Source organism: Streptomyces sp. NPDC004266 (assembly GCF_042874095.1).
Taxonomy (GTDB): Bacteria; Actinomycetota; Actinomycetes; order Streptomycetales; family Streptomycetaceae; genus Streptomyces.
In genome coordinates this window covers 1-16,434 of record NZ_JBIAMM010000025.1, presented here as the reverse complement: position 1 = coordinate 16,434, position 16,434 = coordinate 1, and the positions used below count along the sequence as shown (strand labels likewise).

12 protein-coding genes are annotated in these 16,434 nt (G+C 72.1%); 5 read left to right on the top strand and 7 right to left on the bottom strand.

Annotation, left to right across the window (positions count from 1 at the left end; translation table 11 throughout):
- Positions 1-60: 60 nt before the first annotated feature.
- A complete protein-coding gene (locus ACFYUZ_RS36835; protein WP_389316825.1) occupies positions 61-1,620 on the bottom strand; it encodes an APC family permease in 1,560 nt (519 codons plus the stop codon).
- Positions 1,621-1,752: 132 nt separating this feature from the next.
- On the opposite strand from ACFYUZ_RS36835, the gene ACFYUZ_RS36830 reads away from it, so the two are divergent.
- The 4 genes from ACFYUZ_RS36830 (at position 1,753) to ACFYUZ_RS36815 (ending at position 6,866) form a co-directional block, all read left to right on the top strand.
- Positions 1,753-2,373 carry a TetR/AcrR family transcriptional regulator gene (locus tag ACFYUZ_RS36830; protein WP_389316822.1) on the top strand — a complete coding sequence of 207 codons (621 nt, stop codon included), beginning with the start codon at positions 1,753-1,755 and terminating at the stop codon, positions 2,371-2,373.
- 88 nt (positions 2,374-2,461) lie between these two features.
- Positions 2,462-3,952, top strand: coding sequence for a flavin monoamine oxidase family protein (locus tag ACFYUZ_RS36825; protein WP_389316819.1), 1,491 nt, complete (start codon positions 2,462-2,464; stop codon positions 3,950-3,952).
- Complete coding sequence (locus ACFYUZ_RS36820; RefSeq protein ID WP_389316816.1) at positions 3,949-4,827, top strand: TetR family transcriptional regulator C-terminal domain-containing protein; 879 nt, start codon at positions 3,949-3,951, stop codon at positions 4,825-4,827. The genes ACFYUZ_RS36825 and ACFYUZ_RS36820 overlap by 4 nt, the downstream gene beginning before the upstream one ends.
- Before the next feature lie 62 nt (positions 4,828-4,889).
- A complete protein-coding gene (locus tag ACFYUZ_RS36815) occupies positions 4,890-6,866 on the top strand; it encodes an FAD-dependent oxidoreductase (protein WP_389316812.1) in 1,977 nt (658 codons plus the stop codon).
- Positions 6,867-6,963: 97 nt separating this feature from the next.
- Here ACFYUZ_RS36815 and corA read toward each other — a convergent pair whose 3' ends face one another.
- From corA to ACFYUZ_RS36785, 6 genes are all read right to left on the bottom strand, one after another.
- Positions 6,964-8,043 (bottom strand): magnesium/cobalt transporter CorA, encoded by a 1,080-nt coding sequence (corA, locus tag ACFYUZ_RS36810; protein WP_389316922.1) that lies wholly within the window; start codon positions 8,041-8,043, stop codon positions 6,964-6,966.
- A 320-nt stretch (positions 8,044-8,363) separates the two neighbouring features.
- A complete protein-coding gene (locus ACFYUZ_RS36805) occupies positions 8,364-11,495 on the bottom strand; it encodes an NACHT domain-containing protein (RefSeq protein WP_389316809.1) in 3,132 nt (1,043 codons plus the stop codon).
- A gap of 191 nt (positions 11,496-11,686) precedes the next feature.
- Positions 11,687-12,172 (bottom strand): hypothetical protein, encoded by a 486-nt coding sequence (locus ACFYUZ_RS36800; protein WP_389316807.1) that lies wholly within the window; start codon positions 12,170-12,172, stop codon positions 11,687-11,689.
- A gap of 226 nt (positions 12,173-12,398) precedes the next feature.
- Complete coding sequence (locus ACFYUZ_RS36795; protein WP_389316804.1) at positions 12,399-13,385, bottom strand: hypothetical protein; 987 nt, start codon at positions 13,383-13,385, stop codon at positions 12,399-12,401.
- Between the two features lie 44 nt (positions 13,386-13,429).
- Positions 13,430-13,945 carry a hypothetical protein gene (locus tag ACFYUZ_RS36790; RefSeq protein WP_389316801.1) on the bottom strand — a complete coding sequence of 172 codons (516 nt, stop codon included), beginning with the start codon at positions 13,943-13,945 and terminating at the stop codon, positions 13,430-13,432.
- 62 nt (positions 13,946-14,007) lie between these two features.
- Complete coding sequence (locus tag ACFYUZ_RS36785) at positions 14,008-15,201, bottom strand: peptidoglycan recognition protein (protein WP_389316798.1); 1,194 nt, start codon at positions 15,199-15,201, stop codon at positions 14,008-14,010.
- Between the two features lie 1,083 nt (positions 15,202-16,284).
- On the opposite strand from ACFYUZ_RS36785, the gene ACFYUZ_RS36780 reads away from it, so the two are divergent.
- The coding region (locus tag ACFYUZ_RS36780; protein ID WP_389316918.1) for a CBS domain-containing protein at positions 16,285-16,434 on the top strand (150 nt) is incomplete at its 3' end.

The window sequence follows — 16,434 nt, the reverse complement described above, 5'->3', positions numbered from 1 at the left end:
CACGTGCGGGACGTCCGCGCGGTCACCCGCGTGCCGGCCCTCGGGCGTCCGGCCCGGACCTCAGCTCTTCGTACGACGGGTCTTCGCGCCCGCCGCGTAGAAGACGAGGCCGATGACCGCGATGATCAGCAGCGGCACGACCTGGCTCAGCGTGTACGCGGAGCGCTGGCCTGCGAAGGCCTCGGGCAGGGAGTCCGCGGGGGAACCCTCCGTGCCGAACCAGCCGACGCCGAAGCCCGGCCAGATCAGTACGACCACCGTGAAGGCGACCAGGCCGGTCGCGAGCGCGGTGACCGTCCAGGCGCCGAGGCGACCGCCCGGGACGGCGTACGGGCGTGGAGTGTCGGGGTACTTGCGGCGCAGCACCACCAGGCTCGGGAAGGTGATGACGTACGAGATGAAGGTCGTGCAGATCGTCAGGCCCAGGCCCGCCGCGAAGTACTTCTCGCCGTCGCCCTCGGTGAGGTTGAGGGCGGCCACGAGGAGGATCGACGCGAGGACCGCCGAGAGCAGGTTCACCCGCACCGGGGTGCCGTGCTTCTCGGAGATCGCGCCGAGCCAGGCCGGCCCGGCGCCGTCGGCGCAGGCCACGGCCTGGGCGCGGTGCGCGCCCATCGCCCAGGTGACGCCGGAGGTCAGCAGGCCGATGATGAGCCCCGCGGCGGCGATGCCGCCGAAGACCGCGCCGGCACCGGTGAGGGTGACCGTGCCGTCCGCGGCGATGGAGCCCCCGTAGACCGTGAAGACGGCCTTGCAGGCGTCGATGAAACCGCCGAGGCTGCCGATCCTCTCGCCGGGCAGGACGAACATGATGCCGAGGATGGGTCCGCCGTAGAGCAGGAGCGAGGCGACGCCGGAGCGGAGGATGGAGAGCGGGATGTCACGGCGCGGGTTGCGCATCTCCTCGGCCGCGGAGCTGGGCAGTTCGAAGCCGACGTAGTTGAAGATGAGGACGGGGACGAGCGCCACGAAACCGGCGTAGGTCGGTGAGAACTCGCCGGCGGGCAGGGTGTGCACGCCGTTCCGGACGGCGAAGACGACCACCGAGACGAGGAAGAACCCCAGCAGCACGATACGCGCGAAGGCGCCCGCGATCGGCACCCACTTGCCGACCCGGACGGACTGGACGACGGCGAGCGCGCCGCCCCAGATGAAGACGAGACCGGCGGCGTACTTCCACGGACCGGGCAGCGGCGTGAAGAACTCCTCCCAGGTGGTGAGGGCGATGATGCACAGACTGCCACCCACCCAGACCGGGTTGGAGATCCAGTAGAGGATCTGGTTGAGGCCCGCGGTGAGCCGGCCGAAGGCGAGCCGGGTCCAGACGTACGGGCCGCCCTGGACGGGGAAGGCCGAGCCGAGTTCGGCGACGAGGAGCCCGTAGGGAAGGAAGAAGAGCACCGCGAGGATGGCCATCCAGGTCAGTCCCTGCGGGCCCTGCGCCGCGACCGACCCGATCGTGTCCAGTCCGACGAGGGTGCATATGAGGAACAGCAGGACGTCGAAACGGCGCAGCTCCTTGCGGAGCCGGCCGCGCTGTTCGCCCCAGCCCTCGGAGAGGTCGGGGGTCTCGGGTGCGGGCTCTTCGGCCCTGCTGGCGGTGACGGGTGCTTGGGTCACGGGGCGGACTCCTACGGCAGCACGGGGAGGGTCACGTACGGAGCGGCACATCATCTGACTGAACGGCCAGTCAGTAGCCAGCACTGTGAGCCCGGCCACACGGCACTGTCAAGAGCTGTGTAGGGTGAAGCCGTGGCCAGAGTCCGGTTGAGCGTGGAGGAACGGCGCGCGGAGATCCTGCGCGTCGCCGTCGAGCAGATCGAAGCCCGTGGCGTCGGCGGTGTACGCATCGCGGACGTCGCCTCGGCGCTCGGAGTCAGCAGTTCCCTGGTGCTCTACCACTTCTCCACCAAGGAACTGCTCGTCGCCGAGGCCTTCGCCCACGCCGCCGAGGGAGACCTCGCCCACCTGCGCAGACTGCTGGACAAGCCCCGTACCAGCGCCGCGCTCCGGCTGCGCTCGGCCGTGCGTTGGTACGCGCCGACCGGGCAGGCCAAGGGCTGGCGGCTCTGGATCGAGGGCTGGGCGGCCGCGCTGCGCGAACCCGCCCTCAGGAAGGTCGCCCACGACCTCGACCAGCAGTGGAAGGCCGCGATCGCCGACGTCGTCGCGCAGGGCGTGGCAGCCGGCGAGTTCGTCTGCGACCGCCCCGAGGACGTGGCCTGGCGTCTGACCGCGCTGCTCGACGGACTGGCCGTGCAGACGACCTCGTACAAGGGACCGCTCGGCCGCGCCACGATGCTGGAGTGGGTGGACGACGCACTCGTGACCGAACTGGGCATCGACCACGAGACGCTGACGGCCGGTCGATAGGCCCGCGCCTCCCCCACCGGCCGTGCGGCGCGATCCTTCTGCCGCAACCATTGACGCGCCCGTCAGTGTTGCCGCATCCTCTCGGGCCATGGAGAGACAGAGCGGAACGCGTCTGATCGAATCCGATGTCGTCGTCGTGGGCGGAGGGTACGCCGGGCTGGCCGCGGCCCTCCGACTCCACGACCACGCCGTCGACTTCACCCTGGTCGAAGCCTCCGACCGGGTCGGCGGACGGGTCCTGACCGAGATCCGCCCGGGCGGCGGACCCGTCGACCACGGCGGCCAATGGGTCGGCCCCACACAGACCCGCCTCGTCGAACTCGCCGCACGCTTCGACTGCCCCACCTTCCCGACCTGGGAGAAGGGCAGCCACATCGAGGTCTGGCACGACGGCGCGAGGGTCCCCTACACCGGCGCCGCGCCCGCCGACGGGCCCGGCACGGCCGAGTACGTCCGGGTCACCGAGCTCCTCGACGAGTTCGCCCGCACCGTGGACACCGTCCGGCCGTGGCGCACGGCCCGCTTCGAGGAATGGGACGCACGGACGGCACAGTCCTTCTTCCGGTCCGAAACCGGCGACGCGGACGCCCTGCGCCGCCTGGCCCTCGCCGTCCAAGGGCTGTGGTGCGCGGAGCCCGACGAGATCTCGCTCTTCCACGTGCTCTTCTACATCGCCGCGGCCGGCGGCTTCGAGCAGCTGATGGAGACCCGCGGCTGCGCCCAGGACAGCCGGTTCGCCACGGGCGCCGCCGGCCCGGCCCGCGCGGTCGCGGCCCTGCTCGGCGACCGCGTCCGCCTCGGCGAGCAGGCACTCGCGATCGCGTACGACGCCGACGGCGTCCGCGTCCGCACCCCGACCGCCCTGCTCCGGGCGCGCCGGGCGATCGTGGCCCTGCCCCCGCACGCCGTACGGGCCATGGACTTCCTGCCACCCCTGCCCGCCGCCCGGGACGGCTGGCTGTCGCACAGCCCGATGGGACGCGTCGCCAAGGTCCACGCGGTCTACGACACGCCGTTCTGGCGCGAGGAGGGACTGTCCGGGGTGGCGACCCTGTACGACGACGGGCCGATCGGCGTCGTGTTCGACAACTCCCCGGAGGACGGTTCGCACGGCGTTCTCGTCGGATTCGTGTACGGCGACCGCCTGGACGGCTTCGCCGCCCTGGACGAGGCCGACCGCAGGGCGGCCGTCCTGGACAGCCTCGTCTCCGTGGCCGGCCCCCGGGCCGGACGACCGCGCGACTACACGGAGAAGATCTGGTCCCAGGACCCCTTCGCCCGGGGCGGATACGAGGCCTACACGACGCCCGGCGGATGGAGCGGGCACGGCGAACGCGGCTGGCGGGAGCCGACCGGCCCCCTGCACTGGGCGGGGACGGAGACCGCGTCGGAGTGGAACGGCTACATCGACGGCGCGGTGTCGTCGGGGTACCGGGCCGCCGACGAAGTCCTCGCCGATCTGGCCAGGGCGGACGAGGCGAGCGGGTCGGAGGAGGCAGACGAGGCAGACGAGGTGAGCGGGTTGGACGAAGTGGGCGGGGCGAGCGGGTTGGACGAAGTGGGCGGGGCGGCGCGATGACAGCGATCCGGCGGGCACAGGACGACGACGCCCGGGCCGTGGCGGACCGGGCCCGCCTGGTGGTGCGGTCGGCGGCGGTCAGCCAGCGTGAGTTCGCCGCCCGCATCGGCATGGAGCCCACCGCACTGTCCAAGGCCCTCAACGGCGGCCGCCGCCTCGCGGACCGCGAACTCGCCGCCATCGCGCGGATCGGGAAGGTGTCCCTGCGGTACCTGCGGACCGGGGAGGGCCGGCCCCCCACCGCCCCGGACGGCCCGGTGGTGCCCGAGGCGCGACGCCGCGCCGACGCCGTCGACGCGGAGGTCCGCCGGGCCCAGATCCTCGAGGAGACCGCGCGGCTCATCGCCCGGCGCGGCTTCCACCAGGTCCGGGTCGCGGACATCGCCCGCGCCTGCGGAACCAGCACGGGCACGATCCACTACCACTTCCCCACGAAGGGCGACGCGCTGCGCGCCGCCCTGCACCACTACGCCGAGCGGCTCCACCAGCGACTCGAAGCCGAGTTCCGGGACGCGGACGGGCCGGTCGAGAAGCTGCGGCGGCTGATCGACGTCCAGCTGATCAGCGGCGAGGACGACAACGACGAATGGTCGGTGTGGGTGCAGTCGTGGAACGAGGCGATCCTCGACCCCGACCTGCGGGAGGGCCAGCGCGAGATCTACGCCCGCTGGCGGCGGACCGTGCTCGACCTGGTGCACGCCTGCCAGTACGAGGGGATGGCCGGGGACGCCGATCCGGAGGCGCTGACCAGCCGGTTCACCGCTCTCGTGGACGGCCTGGCCATCCAGGTGCTGGCGGGGAACGGGGAGATGTCCCCGGCCCGGATGCGGGACCTGCTCCTAGACGCGTTCGAACCGCACATCACGCTCCGCTGACGGGGCGCGGCGGCGGCTCTCCTCCGGCCGCCGCCCGCCCGGCGCCCGAGAGAGGACGTTCCATGACGACGCTGTTCCCCCACCTGTTCAGCCCGCTGAGGATCGGCGGCGTCACCGTGCCCAACCGGATCCTGTCCTCCGGCCACGACACGGTCCTGGCCGAGGACGGCGCGGTGACCGACGACCTGATCGCCTATCACGAGGCCCGCGCCGCGGGCGGCGTCGGCCTGATCGTGCTCCAGGTCTCCGGCGTGCACGAGTCCGCCCGCTACACCACGCACGTGCTGATGGCCACGGACGACGCGTGCGTCCCCGGCTACGCCCGGCTCGCGGCGGCGGTGCACCGGCACGGCACGAAGGTCTTCGGCCAGCTGTTCCACCCCGGCCGGGAGATCCTGGAGTCCGAGGACGGCACCGCGCCGGTGGCGTGGGCGCCCTCGGCCACGCCGAGCGAGCGCTTCCACGTCATGCCGCGCGCCATGACCGAGGCGGAGATCCGCGAGGTCGTCGACGGTTACGGACAAGCGGCGCGCCGACTGCGCGAGGCCGGACTCGACGGCGTGGAGGTCGTCGCCAGCCACGGCTATCTGCCGGCGCAGTTCCTCAGCCCCCACGTCAACGTCCGGACCGACGGTTGGGGCGGCGACCGCGAGGGGCGGCTGCGGTTCCTGCGCGAGGCTCTGCGCAGCGTCCGGGCGGAGGCCCGGCCGGGCTTCGCCGTCGGCCTGCGCATCTCGGGCGACGAACTCAGCCACGACGGCCTGGACACCGAGCTGGTCCTGGAGACCGTCGCCCGGCTCGACGCCGAAGGCCTCCTCGACTACGTCTCCGTGTGCGCGGGCAGCTCGTCCAGCCTGTCCGGGGCCGAGCACATCGCTCCGCCCATGTTCCGGCCCGCCGGTTACACCGCCCCGCTCGCCGCGAAGGTACGCGCGGTGGTCGGCGTCCCGGTGATGGTGGCCGGCCGGATCAACCAGCCGCAGGAGGCCGAGCGGATCCTCGCGGACGGGCAGGCCGACGCCTGTGCGATGACCAGGGCGCTGATCTGCGACCCGGACCTGCCGGCCAAGACCGCCGAAGGCCGCACCGAGGAGATCCGTGCGTGCGTCGGCTGCAACCAGGCCTGCATCGGCCACTTCCAGCTCGGCCACCCCATCTCTTGCATCCAGCACCCGGAGACGGGGCGGGAGCGTCGCTTCGGGGTTCTGCCGCTCGTGACGCGGCGCAAGAAGGTGCTGGTGGTCGGCGGCGGCCCGGCCGGTCTGAAGGCCGCGGCCGTGGCGGCCGCACGCGGCCACGACGTGGAACTGCACGAGGCGGGCCGGCGCGTGGGCGGTCAGGTGCTGCTTGCCGAACGGCTTCCGGGACGGGCCGAGTTCGGAGGTGTGATCACCAACCTGGAGGGCGAGGCGCACCGCGCCGGAGTCCGCGTCGTGACGGGCTCGCGCATCGACGCCCCGGGCCTCGCCGCCCCGGCCGCGGACGCCGTGATCCTCGCGACCGGGGCCCGGCCCCGCCGGCCGCGCCTGGAGCTGGTGGACGATCCGGTGGTGCTGGACGCCTGGTCGGTGATCCGCGGCGACGCCGAGATCCCCCGCGGCCGCCGGGGGCGGATCGTGGTGGCGGACTGGCGCGGCGACTGGATCGGCCTCGGCACCGCCCTCCTCCTGGCCGGCCGGGGCCGGAAGGTGACCCTCTGCGTGACCGGCTTCGCGGCCGGCGAGCACCTGCAGCAGTACGTACGCGCCGCCATGCTGGCCCAGGCGGTGCGCGCCCGGATCGAGATCGTTCCCAACGTCCGGCTCCACGGCGCGGACGACGACACCGTCTACCTCCAGCACACCCTGACCGAGGACCCGGTGGTGCTGGAGGGCGCGGCCGGAGTCGTACTGGCGCAGGGCCACCTCCCGGTCACCGACCTCGACCCGCTCGCCCTGGGCGTCGCGCCCGACCGTGTCTTCGCGGTGGGCGACCGCGTCAGCCCGCGCACGGTGGAGGAGGCGGTACTGGAGGGCCTGACGGTGGCGTCCGGGCTGTAGACATGGCGATTCCGCCGCCGCCGAAGGGGCCCGCACATCGTTGAGCCCTGAGCTCTTCGGGCGCCGCCGGGGCGTGGACGCGCCTCCCGCACGGAGGTCAGAGCCAGCCGTTGCGGCGGAAGCCGCGGTGGATGACGAAGCAGGCGAGGGCCATGATGCCGAGAACCATGGGGTAGCCGTAGGTCCAGCGCAGCTCGGGCATGTTCTCGAAGTTCATGCCGTAGACCCCGCACACCATCGTCGGGACCGCGATGATGGCGGCCCAGGCGGTGATCTTGCGCATGTCCTCGTTCTGGGCGACGGTCACCTGCGCGAGGTGAGCCTGGAGGATCGAGTCGAGGAGCGTGTCGTACGAGGCCACCTGCTCGGTGACCCGCGCCAGGTGGTCGGCCACGTCACGGAAGTACGCGCGTATCTCGGCTGCGATGATCGGCATCGGCTCGGAGGCCAGGCGTTGGAGCGGCCGGCCCAACGGTGCCACGGCCCGCTTGAGTTCGAGGAGCTCGCGCTTGAGCTGGTAGATCCGTCCGACATCGCTGCGGTGGCCCTGCTCGGAGAAGACCGCGGTCTCGATCGCGTCCAGGTCGTCCTGCACGGCCTCCGTGACGGCGAGGTAGTCGTCGACGACGTGGTCCGCGATCGCGTGCAGCACCGCGGAGGGTCCCTTCACGAGCTGCTCGGGCTCCGACTCCAGGGCCTCACGCAGCGGACCGAGCGAACCGTGCCCTCCGTGGCGGATGGTGATGACGAAGTCGGGCCCCGTGAAGGCCATCAGCTCGCCGGTGTCCACCACCTCGCTGGTGGCGGTGAGCTCGGCGTGCTCCACGTACCGCACCGTCTTGAAGACGGCGAACAGTACGTCGTCGTACTGCTCGAGTTTCGGCCGCTGGTGGGCGTGGACGGCGTCCTCCACGGCCAGCGGGTGCAGCCCGAAGAGTTCGGCCAGCCCCGCGAACTCCTTCTCCTCCGGTTCGTGCAGGCCGATCCACACGAACCCGCCCGACTTCCGCACGCGCCGCACGGCCTCCTCGACCGACCGGCCCCCGTCCTGTCGTACGCCGTCCCGGTAGACCACGCAGTTGACCACCGCGCTGCCGAGCGGCGAACGCGCCGGGTGACTGAGGTCCACAGCACGCCGGTACGTCCGGCGGACGGCGCTGCGCAGGCGGTGGATCATCGACACGGGGAACTCTCCTTCGGCAGATCGCCGCCAGTCTGCCACCAGCCCTTCTGGGTGCAGAAGTTCTACATCGCCGCCCCGATCGCCGCCGTCCTCGCCGTCCCCGCCGGCCGGATCCGGCTCATCGCCGCCGACCGGACCGACGCCACCGTCGCGGCTCACCGCCGCCGACGGCGACGTCGAGGTCGGCCGGCTGACCGGCCCCGCCGAGATCAGCACCGCCCGGGGCGACATCCGCATCGCCGAGGCGAACAACGGCACGGTCACCACGACCACCCAGGCCATCGCGGCGAACGCGCCGCTCATCCGGAGCGGGGTCACGGAGACTGCGTGAGGTGCCGCGCGGCATAGCGCACCTCACTGGTCGGCCCCCGACTGCGTCCAGACGTCGTTGAGGACCTTGTCGGCGAGATCCGGCTGTCCGGGACGCGCGTGAGGGGTGTCCCCTCGGGGACCGGAGCGGCGGGGAGGCCGTAGGTGCGGCGGATGCGGTCGAGGACCTGTCGTACGAGCGTCTCCGCGGCCTCTCGGGCCTGTCGCTCGGTGCCGAACTCCAGCGCCACGTCCACGGCCACCAGCGCGTTCCCCATGCGGCCACGGGCCCAGCCGACGGGGACGTCCTCATCGGCGCGGCTCGACCGGGGATCGGGGGACGAGGCCCACTCCGTGCCGGCGGCCAGGGACCAGTCGGTGCCCGAACTCCGTACCCGGGCGTCCAGCAGCCCGGGGTGCTCCACCTCGTACTGCGCGCGCTCGGCACTGTCGGTCATCCCCGCTCCGGCGGCGAGGGCCACGGTCAACACGACCTGCGTGTCGGGTCGCAGCGCGGACCGCTCCGTCATCACGCACGAGGTGCGCGCACGGGCACGGCGGTCGTCGGCGGTTTTGGGCTGGTGGAAGCCGTCCTCCAGGAAGTGCCGGGCATCGGAGAAGATGTCGGCGGGCGGCTGACCGCCGAACCCTCTCCCCGGGTGCTCCATGAGGGGACGTACGGACGGGAGGGGAAGCAGCTCGCAGGCCGGGGCGAGGACGCGGAGCGGTCCCATCGCGCCGGGGGCCGAGAAGACCGAGCCGACCAGGAGGACCACGGTGGTCGCGCCCACCGACGCGGACAGCGCGCCGGCGCCCAGACGCCGTGCCCGGCCCGTACTGCCTTGCGCGTCTTGGGGCTCCGGCCCCGCTGCCAGGCTGCGCTGCAGTTCGATGTGCCGGAACCGGTAGACGCCGCCGGTCTGCCGCAGCACTCCGCGGCGGTGCGCGTCCGCGAGGAACGCGGTGAGCCGCCGGGGCAGGCGTCCGGTCGAGGCGAACCACCAGCGTGCCACCGTGAAGCGGCCCCACGCAGACATGGCGCAGCTCCACAGACACCACCACACGGCCAGCGCGCCGAGCACGGCGGCCCAGCGCCAGGGGGTGACGGCGTCCGCTCCTCGCCCCAGGCCCCAGAACAGGAGGGTGGTGATCACCGGGACGGGCAGAGCCTTCTGCGCGGACAGCATGCTCCGCGTGTGCGGGAAGGTGAAGGGAGCGAGGGCCAGCGTGGCACGGCGGTCCTCGCGCAGCAGGGCGACGGGGTCGCTCGCCTGCAGGTCGGCAGGCCGGCGGACCACGTCGAGTGTCCGTGAGACGGCCACGAGCGGCACGAGCAGCAGGAAGGAGGCGAAGAGGATGGCGACGCCGTTGCCTGATGCCACGGCCCAGATCCACACGGCGAGCCCCGCCACCGGCATCACCACGGAGAGTACGGCTCCCACCGGCCGCTCCCGCAGGGAGTCGAGCACCTCACGCCGGGGCGAGTGGAGCCGCTGCGGAGGACCGGCGGCGCTTCCGTGCTCGGCGATCCAGTCGAGCGTCCCGGTGCACAGGGCCGCGGCCAGCGTGAGAAGGCCCGCGCGGAGTCCGAGGCCCGGGACGGTCGTCTCCCCCGGCGCCGGCAGGGCGGTGGCTGCGACCGCCACCGCGAGGAGCAGTCCCAGCGGGAGGGAGACCAGCAGGACACGGAACGTCCACGGCACCTGCTCTTCGAGGTGCCACCAAGCGATGTCCTGCCCGGGGCCTCGGGCGAGACGGGCCAGGTACCGGCGGGCGCGACCCGGCGTCACGCGGTCGTGCCGGCCCGGAACCGCGGCCGGGTCCGGCTGGTAGGCGGTGTCGACGAAAGCGTTCAGCAGGTGCCGTTCCACCGCCTTCCGGGTGGTGAGGTCGCGCTGTTCCAGGAGGTCGTCGGGGCGCGCGGTGGTGTCGCTGTAGACGGCTCGGGCCAGGGAGACCATGAGCGGAGTGCGCAGAACCTCGTGCAGACGCCGCGCCGCGGGATCGTCGGAGCCGGGGCCTCCGGGATCGGGGCCTCCGGAATCGGGAGCGCGGGGGTCCGGGTCGCCGGATTCCGGGGCAGGGAACGTGGCGACGGCGGCCAGCCGTTCCAGGACGCGGTCCCACTTCGTCGTGGAGTCGTCCCGCTCCCGGCTGGTGAGCGGCAGGTAGGCGCGCAGCTCGGTCAGTTCCAGCGGCTGGAGCTGGACGGCCGCCGTCTTGGGGATGCGCAGTTCGCCCGCGTTCACCGCACCGGTGAACTCGGCGGTACGGCTGGTGAGGACGAAGCGGGCGGCGGGAAGCAGACTTCTGCACAGCTGGGCGAGGGCCCTGGAGCGTGTGGCGTCGGGGAGCTCGTCGAAGCCGTCCAGGACGGGCAGGACGCGTCCGGACGTGATGAGGCCGTGAGCGGTGGCACGCGCGGAGGCGGAGGAGCCGTCGTCCGCCAGGACCCGGGAGTGCGTCTGGGCGAGCCATCCGGCCGCCCACCACCACAGAGGCGTCCCCTCTCCGGGGTCCCATGACGAGACCGGGAACACGACGGGCACCGGATCGCCGGGCCTGCGTCGCGCCAGCAGCTCCGCGGCCAGGTGGAGGACCAGCACCGACTTTCCGGCGCCGGCCTCGCCGAGGATCACGAGGCGGCCGTGCGGCAGGCTCTCGTACGTCCGGACGATGTGGGAGAAGGAGCCGTCGAGCCGGGGCACCGCCTCGCCGGCGCCCGCGAGGTTCACCGCATGGTCGCCGATGCCGCTCGGGGCCGCCGTCCAGCGCACCGGCAGCGGACCGGGATCGTGCAGGCGGACGGCGGCCTCCTCCCGTGCGTACTGCTCGGCGAGGGTCCGCGCCAGCGACGAGGCCGCCTGGCTCAGCGCTTGGTCCGACGGAGGCTGCCGGGGCCGACGCCGGGAGCGTGCCCTTCCGAGGACGACACCGGCCGCGGCACCCAGAACGAGACATGCCGCAGCGACCCACCGGTCCGTGGTCTCCGAGCCCAGCAGCGCGCCGTCCCCGGCCAGGCCGATGGCGAGCGCGACGCCCATGAGGAAGGCGAGTGCGGGCTCGGCCCGTTCCCGGCGCGGTGGCGGGGACTGCGGCGGGTAGACCATCTCGCCGGTCTGGTACGCGTGCACCACCAGGGCAGGCCTGCCCCCGTCCGCCTGCGGGACGTGGAGATGGACCTGCGCGGCGTGGTGGAAGGCAACGCCTCCGTGGTCGGCGTGGACCGTGACGCCCTGGTGGGGGCCCGCATCGCCGTCACCGGGGTCGCCGTCGCCGCCGCCCTCGACGGTGTGGGGTGGGCTCGTGTCAGCCGGTGCCGGTCCGTTCAGCCCTGGGTCGGATCCGGCGCCGGAGGGACGGAGAGGTTCACGTCCCCGTTCACGACGCCGGCCGCGACCGATCCCCGGTCGGCGTGGATCCGGACGTCGCCCTGTACCGCGATCCCGCCCGCGCCCGTCGTCGCCGGGCCGGGCGGAGCGTGGCGCCGCAGCAGCCCGCGCAGCGCTTCTGCCGCACCGTCCCGTTCGTCTTCCCGCAGCCCCTCGAGCAGCTCCTCGATGCGGGACCGCCACACCGCGTCGTGCCCGACATGCGCACGTTCCGCGGTCGCCTCGCCGTCCTCCCGTGCGACCGCGAGCTCCGCGGCGGTACGGTCCAACCGCTCCAGTTCGGCTTGCTGGCGCCGCTCGTCACCGCGCCCGAACCACTGCGCCAGCGCCTGCCGCAGTCCGGCCCCCGCATCCGTACCCGCGGCCTGCACCACCGCGGCCCCGCCCATACTGGCAAGCGCTACCAGGGCCTGCTCCAACATCCCCGCCCCCTCCTCGCGCCCGGCCTGCCGGGACCCCACCGTATCGCGTAACTCGGCCTCCCCGTCGGGCAGATGGCGTCCCACGAGCTCCGCCAAGACCTCCGCTTCACACGGCGCGGGATCGAGGCGCGGCGCGGACGGGGGCCGTCGTCGTCGCGCGGGGTCGGCGCGTTGACCGACCCCGCGCCACCCCGCGCGACCGACGCCACATCGGACGCGGACGGGTTCAGCCGGCCAGTTCCGCGTCGGCCGCAGCCACCGCGTCGCTGTTGCGCGTGCGGGCACCGTTCAGCCTGTCCTGGTGCTCGGCGATCTGCGCCTTCTGGATCTTCGACTCCTCGGCGAACCACACCGCGACCAGGTCCGTCTTCTCCTTGCAGTCGATCTCCGCCGTGGCGACGGCGATCTCCTCCTTCGACGCGGGCCCGCCTTCCGCGTGCGGCGCGATCTCCGCCGCCTCGAACGGGGTGGCGGCCGCGTAGCCTTCGGCCTTCATGCACTGCGACCAACCGGCCAGGGCCTGCTTCACGGCCGGGGCCCGCATGGACTCGGTGAAGCTGTTCCCGTTCAGCTCGGAGACGAACGTCAGGTCTTCGGCCGTGGGCTGCGTCAGCTTGCCCTTCGCCCACCCGAAGCAACCGCCCTTGTGGATCTTCTTGCCCTTGTAGGACTCGGGGGCGGGTCCGGCGGCCCGGGCCGCACCGGGCACGTTCGGCATGGTGGGCCTGGAGTGCCCGGTCAGCACCTGAACCTGTTCGTCGGTCAGCTCTGGCATCTTCTGCCGCACCTGGCGGGTCAGCGCCTCGGGCAGCCCGTACCCGTACCGGGCAGCAGCCTGCCGGTCGGTGAGCCCGTATCTGCGCTCCATGTTGGCGTCGTTGTCGTTCGGCGGCGGAGTCGTGCCGGCCAGCGGCAGCTCGACGGAGAAGCCGTAACCGGCCATGCACTTCTCCTGGAGATTCCGCGACGCCTGGTCCAGGGCCACGGTGTCCTGGTAGGTCTGCATGTACGTCTCCAGCGGCAGGGACAAGCCCTTGGCCAGACCCCGCTCCGGAGTCGCCTTGGGCCAGTTCGCCTTGTCCACCATCGGCTTGTTCTCCGCCACCGGCGCGGTGCCGGCATCGGTCGCGGTCCCCGCGCCGCATCCGGCGAGCAGGGCGGTCGTCGCCGCCATGGCCGCGGCGGCGAGGCCCGCGCGCTTGTTCCAGGTCATGAGTGGTGTTCCGATCTGCGAGAGCGGTGGCAAGGGGCGGTGGCTCAGGCGAAGTGCTGGGACGCGTTCTCGTTCTTGAGCGCCGAGATCAGGTTGGTGAGATTGCAGTCGCCCCAGGGCTCGTTGTGGGCGAAGTACTGCGAGGTGCCGCCGTAGCCCGAGTTGTAGTACACGCGGTAGTTGTCCGAGGAGGAGCAGTTCTGCACCGAGGCCGCGTTGTTCTTCACGTACTGCCACGCCCCGTTGCCGTTCCCGTTGAAGACGTAGCGGTACGTCGTCAGGGTCGACCCCTGGTACTGGCTCGATCCCCAGTAATCGGAGACGTTCCCGTAGAAGGCGGCCCAGCTGGTGATGTAGCGGCCGTCCTGGACGGCGTACTCCTTGGAGTTGTACAGCAGCCAGAGGTCGCCTTCGGAGCAGGTGATCCACGGAACGTCGCAGTTGCTGGTGACCGTGTATTCGGCGGCGTGAGCCGGGGTGGCGGTGACCAGCAGCCCGATGCCGGCAGCGAGAGCGGTGAAGGCCGCGGACATCCTGGCCCGAGCTGAGGTGTTCTTCATGCTGTGCATTTCCTTCCCCGATGGCGGAAAGCCCTTTTCCGTGCGGTCGTTTCCGGGCGAGGTCAGCCCGTCTGCGCCGCCGAGGCGAGGGTGCGGATGACGGACAGGTCGGCGTACAGGTTGTTGCCGGGGCACTCGGTCGGGTAGCCGTCGCGGTGGCCCGAGATCCGGTTCAGGGTGACCTTCTGGCCCTTGGTGTACTTGCCGTTGTCGGCGGCCGCGGCGAGGACGACGGTGCCGGCGGCGTCGTAGCCGTACAGACCGAGCTTCCAGGCGGCGACCCCGGCCACCGCGTCGAGCACGGGCTGCGAGGAGATCGCGTCGTTGTAGTTGCCGAGGACGGCAACGCCGGTGGTGTCCGTGTTGAAGCCGTAGGTCTGCGCGCCCAGGACCGGCTTGTCGATGCCGCCCGCGCGACCCTCGAAGACGGTGCCGCACTTGTCGACGAGGAACTGGTAGCCGATGTCGTTCCAGCCCTGGCTCTGCACGTGGTACAGGAAGATCGCGCGGATGATGTCCGGGGACTGGTCGCAGGTGTAGTCGTTGGTGCCGGCGGTGTGGTGGGCGAACACCACCTTGGTGTCGGTGGTGTACGTCGGCGGGTCCTTCACCAGCGACTCGTCGGCGTTCCAGCCGGAACGCGGGACGACAGCGGGCCGCGGAGCCGTGCTCGCCGTGGCCGTGGCGGTCGTCGTGGCCGTGGCGGTCGTCGTGGCCGTGGCCGTGGCCGTCGTCGTGGCGGGTGCGGCGGCGTACGACGTGGCGGAGGCCGCGACCGTCTCCGGGGCCACCAGCTCCACCCGCAGCCCGGCGGGCAGCTTCGACAGCTTTCCGTGCCGCCCGGTCACCCGGACCTGGACGCCGTCGGACGGCCCGGTCCACAGCGGCTGGGTTCCGGCACGCACCCCGCCTGCTTCGGTGGCGGCCCCGACCTCGGGCGTACGCACGTCGAGTTCGAGCTCACGCCAACCGGACCAGACACCGGTGACGCTGTCGCGGGTCCGGACCTGCGCCGTTCCGCCGAGTTCGGCGCGCGGGTCGGCCCAGGTGACGCCGAGCATGCTGAACGGCGCGGTGCTCCGGGCGGACAGCGCGCGCTGGGCGGGGTCGGAACCGTGCAGCGCGATGCTCCGCACCCCGGCCGGACTCTGTGCCGCCGGCGCCACCGGGGAGGTGAGACCGAGGGTCGCGAGGGTGACGGCGGTGGCCGCCACGACCCTGGCCGTACGACGGAAACGGAAGAGGTGCGGGGTCACTGGGCTCCTTCAGGGGCTGTGGGTGATTCGGGGGTGGAGAGTTTCACTGCTGCACGTGGCCCGGCCGAAGACGCGGGCGGCGATGGCGCGTTCGCGCCGCACGCCAGCGGCAAAGCCGAAGCGACGGCGATGCCGTCGCGGTCACGACGGCGGCCGTCCAGGCACCGGGAAACCCTTGTGGCATGCGGGGTTTCGGAACCGTCTGGTCCTGCTGGTCCTACCGGCTGTTCGCTCGTCGGCACGGCCACGCTCTCTGTCGATGAAAATTCCCCCGGGTTATACATCATCGGATTCAACGAATGCCAGGCAGTGGAAAATTCGGACATGGCGACCCTGATCACCATCACCCCGCAAGGGAAATGCCCTATATGCGTGAACGGTTGACGAACCATCAACTCCGTGTCGGAGAATCCTCCCGCCACGATCGCCCACCTCCGGCGAGGCCGCTTTTCCGTGAACGGAAGGTGGCCTGGTTCGGCATGCCTTGAGGCGTGCCGGTCGAGGGCGGATCGACCGTGACCGGCGACGGAGCACCCGCGCCGGTGCGTCGGTGCGTCGGTGCGCCCCTTTCGCCGAGCGCGGGAGGGGTTCCGATGAGGAGAATGGCGTGAAAGCGATATACGGGTGAGCGATAGCCTGCCTCGTGGTTTCGGCGAAAGACCCCATGCGGCGGGCGAGCTGTCGGGCCATGTCTGGAAATGCCGCCGTCGTGTGATCAAAGGGATTCCGTTCCGGCGTCGGACCGGCCTCTCCTGGCAGGACCTGCCTCCGAAGGCCGGATCGACTGGAGCACGGTCAGCGCTGAGTACGCGCTCGTCGACAGCTCTGACGTCTCAGGAGGAGCCGTCGAATTCGGTCAGGACGAGCACCGGCTCGTCCTCGGCGAACCCACGTGCTTCGGCATCGACGTACGCCTGCTGCACCTGCTGCGCGTGTCGAGGTCGGCGAGGAGTTAGGGGGTCGGGCACGGCTCGCACGGGCCGAACAGGGCCCCGGAGGGGCCATCCGGCCCTCCTCCCCCTGACGGAACGCGGCCAGACTGGGAGGGGACACCGTAGGCCTTCGATCCTCCGGGAGAACGGGATGACCGCCTCGCGCCACACCGTCAGTGACGTCATGACCCGCACCGCCATCGCCGTCGGGCGTGACGCGCCGTACAAGGAGATCGTCGCGCTCCTGGACCGCTGGAAGGTGAGCGCCCTGCCCGTCCTGGAGGGCGAGGGACGGGTGATC

Excerpts from the sequence above, each read along its gene's own strand:
- ACFYUZ_RS36815 (WP_389316812.1), top strand. The coding sequence starts at position 4,890 with ATGACGACGCTGTTCCCCCACCTGTTCAGCCCGCTGAGGATCGGCGGC.
- ACFYUZ_RS36820 (WP_389316816.1), top strand. The coding sequence starts at position 3,949 with ATGACAGCGATCCGGCGGGCACAGGACGACGACGCCCGGGCCGTGGCG.
- ACFYUZ_RS36790 (WP_389316801.1), bottom strand. The coding sequence starts at position 13,945 with ATGAAGAACACCTCAGCTCGGGCCAGGATGTCCGCGGCCTTCACCGCT.
- ACFYUZ_RS36825 (WP_389316819.1), top strand. The coding sequence starts at position 2,462 with ATGGAGAGACAGAGCGGAACGCGTCTGATCGAATCCGATGTCGTCGTC.
- ACFYUZ_RS36800 (WP_389316807.1), bottom strand. The coding sequence starts at position 12,172 with ATGTTGGAGCAGGCCCTGGTAGCGCTTGCCAGTATGGGCGGGGCCGCG.
- corA (WP_389316922.1), bottom strand. The coding sequence starts at position 8,043 with ATGATCCACCGCCTGCGCAGCGCCGTCCGCCGGACGTACCGGCGTGCT.
- ACFYUZ_RS36795 (WP_389316804.1), bottom strand. The coding sequence starts at position 13,385 with ATGACCTGGAACAAGCGCGCGGGCCTCGCCGCCGCGGCCATGGCGGCG.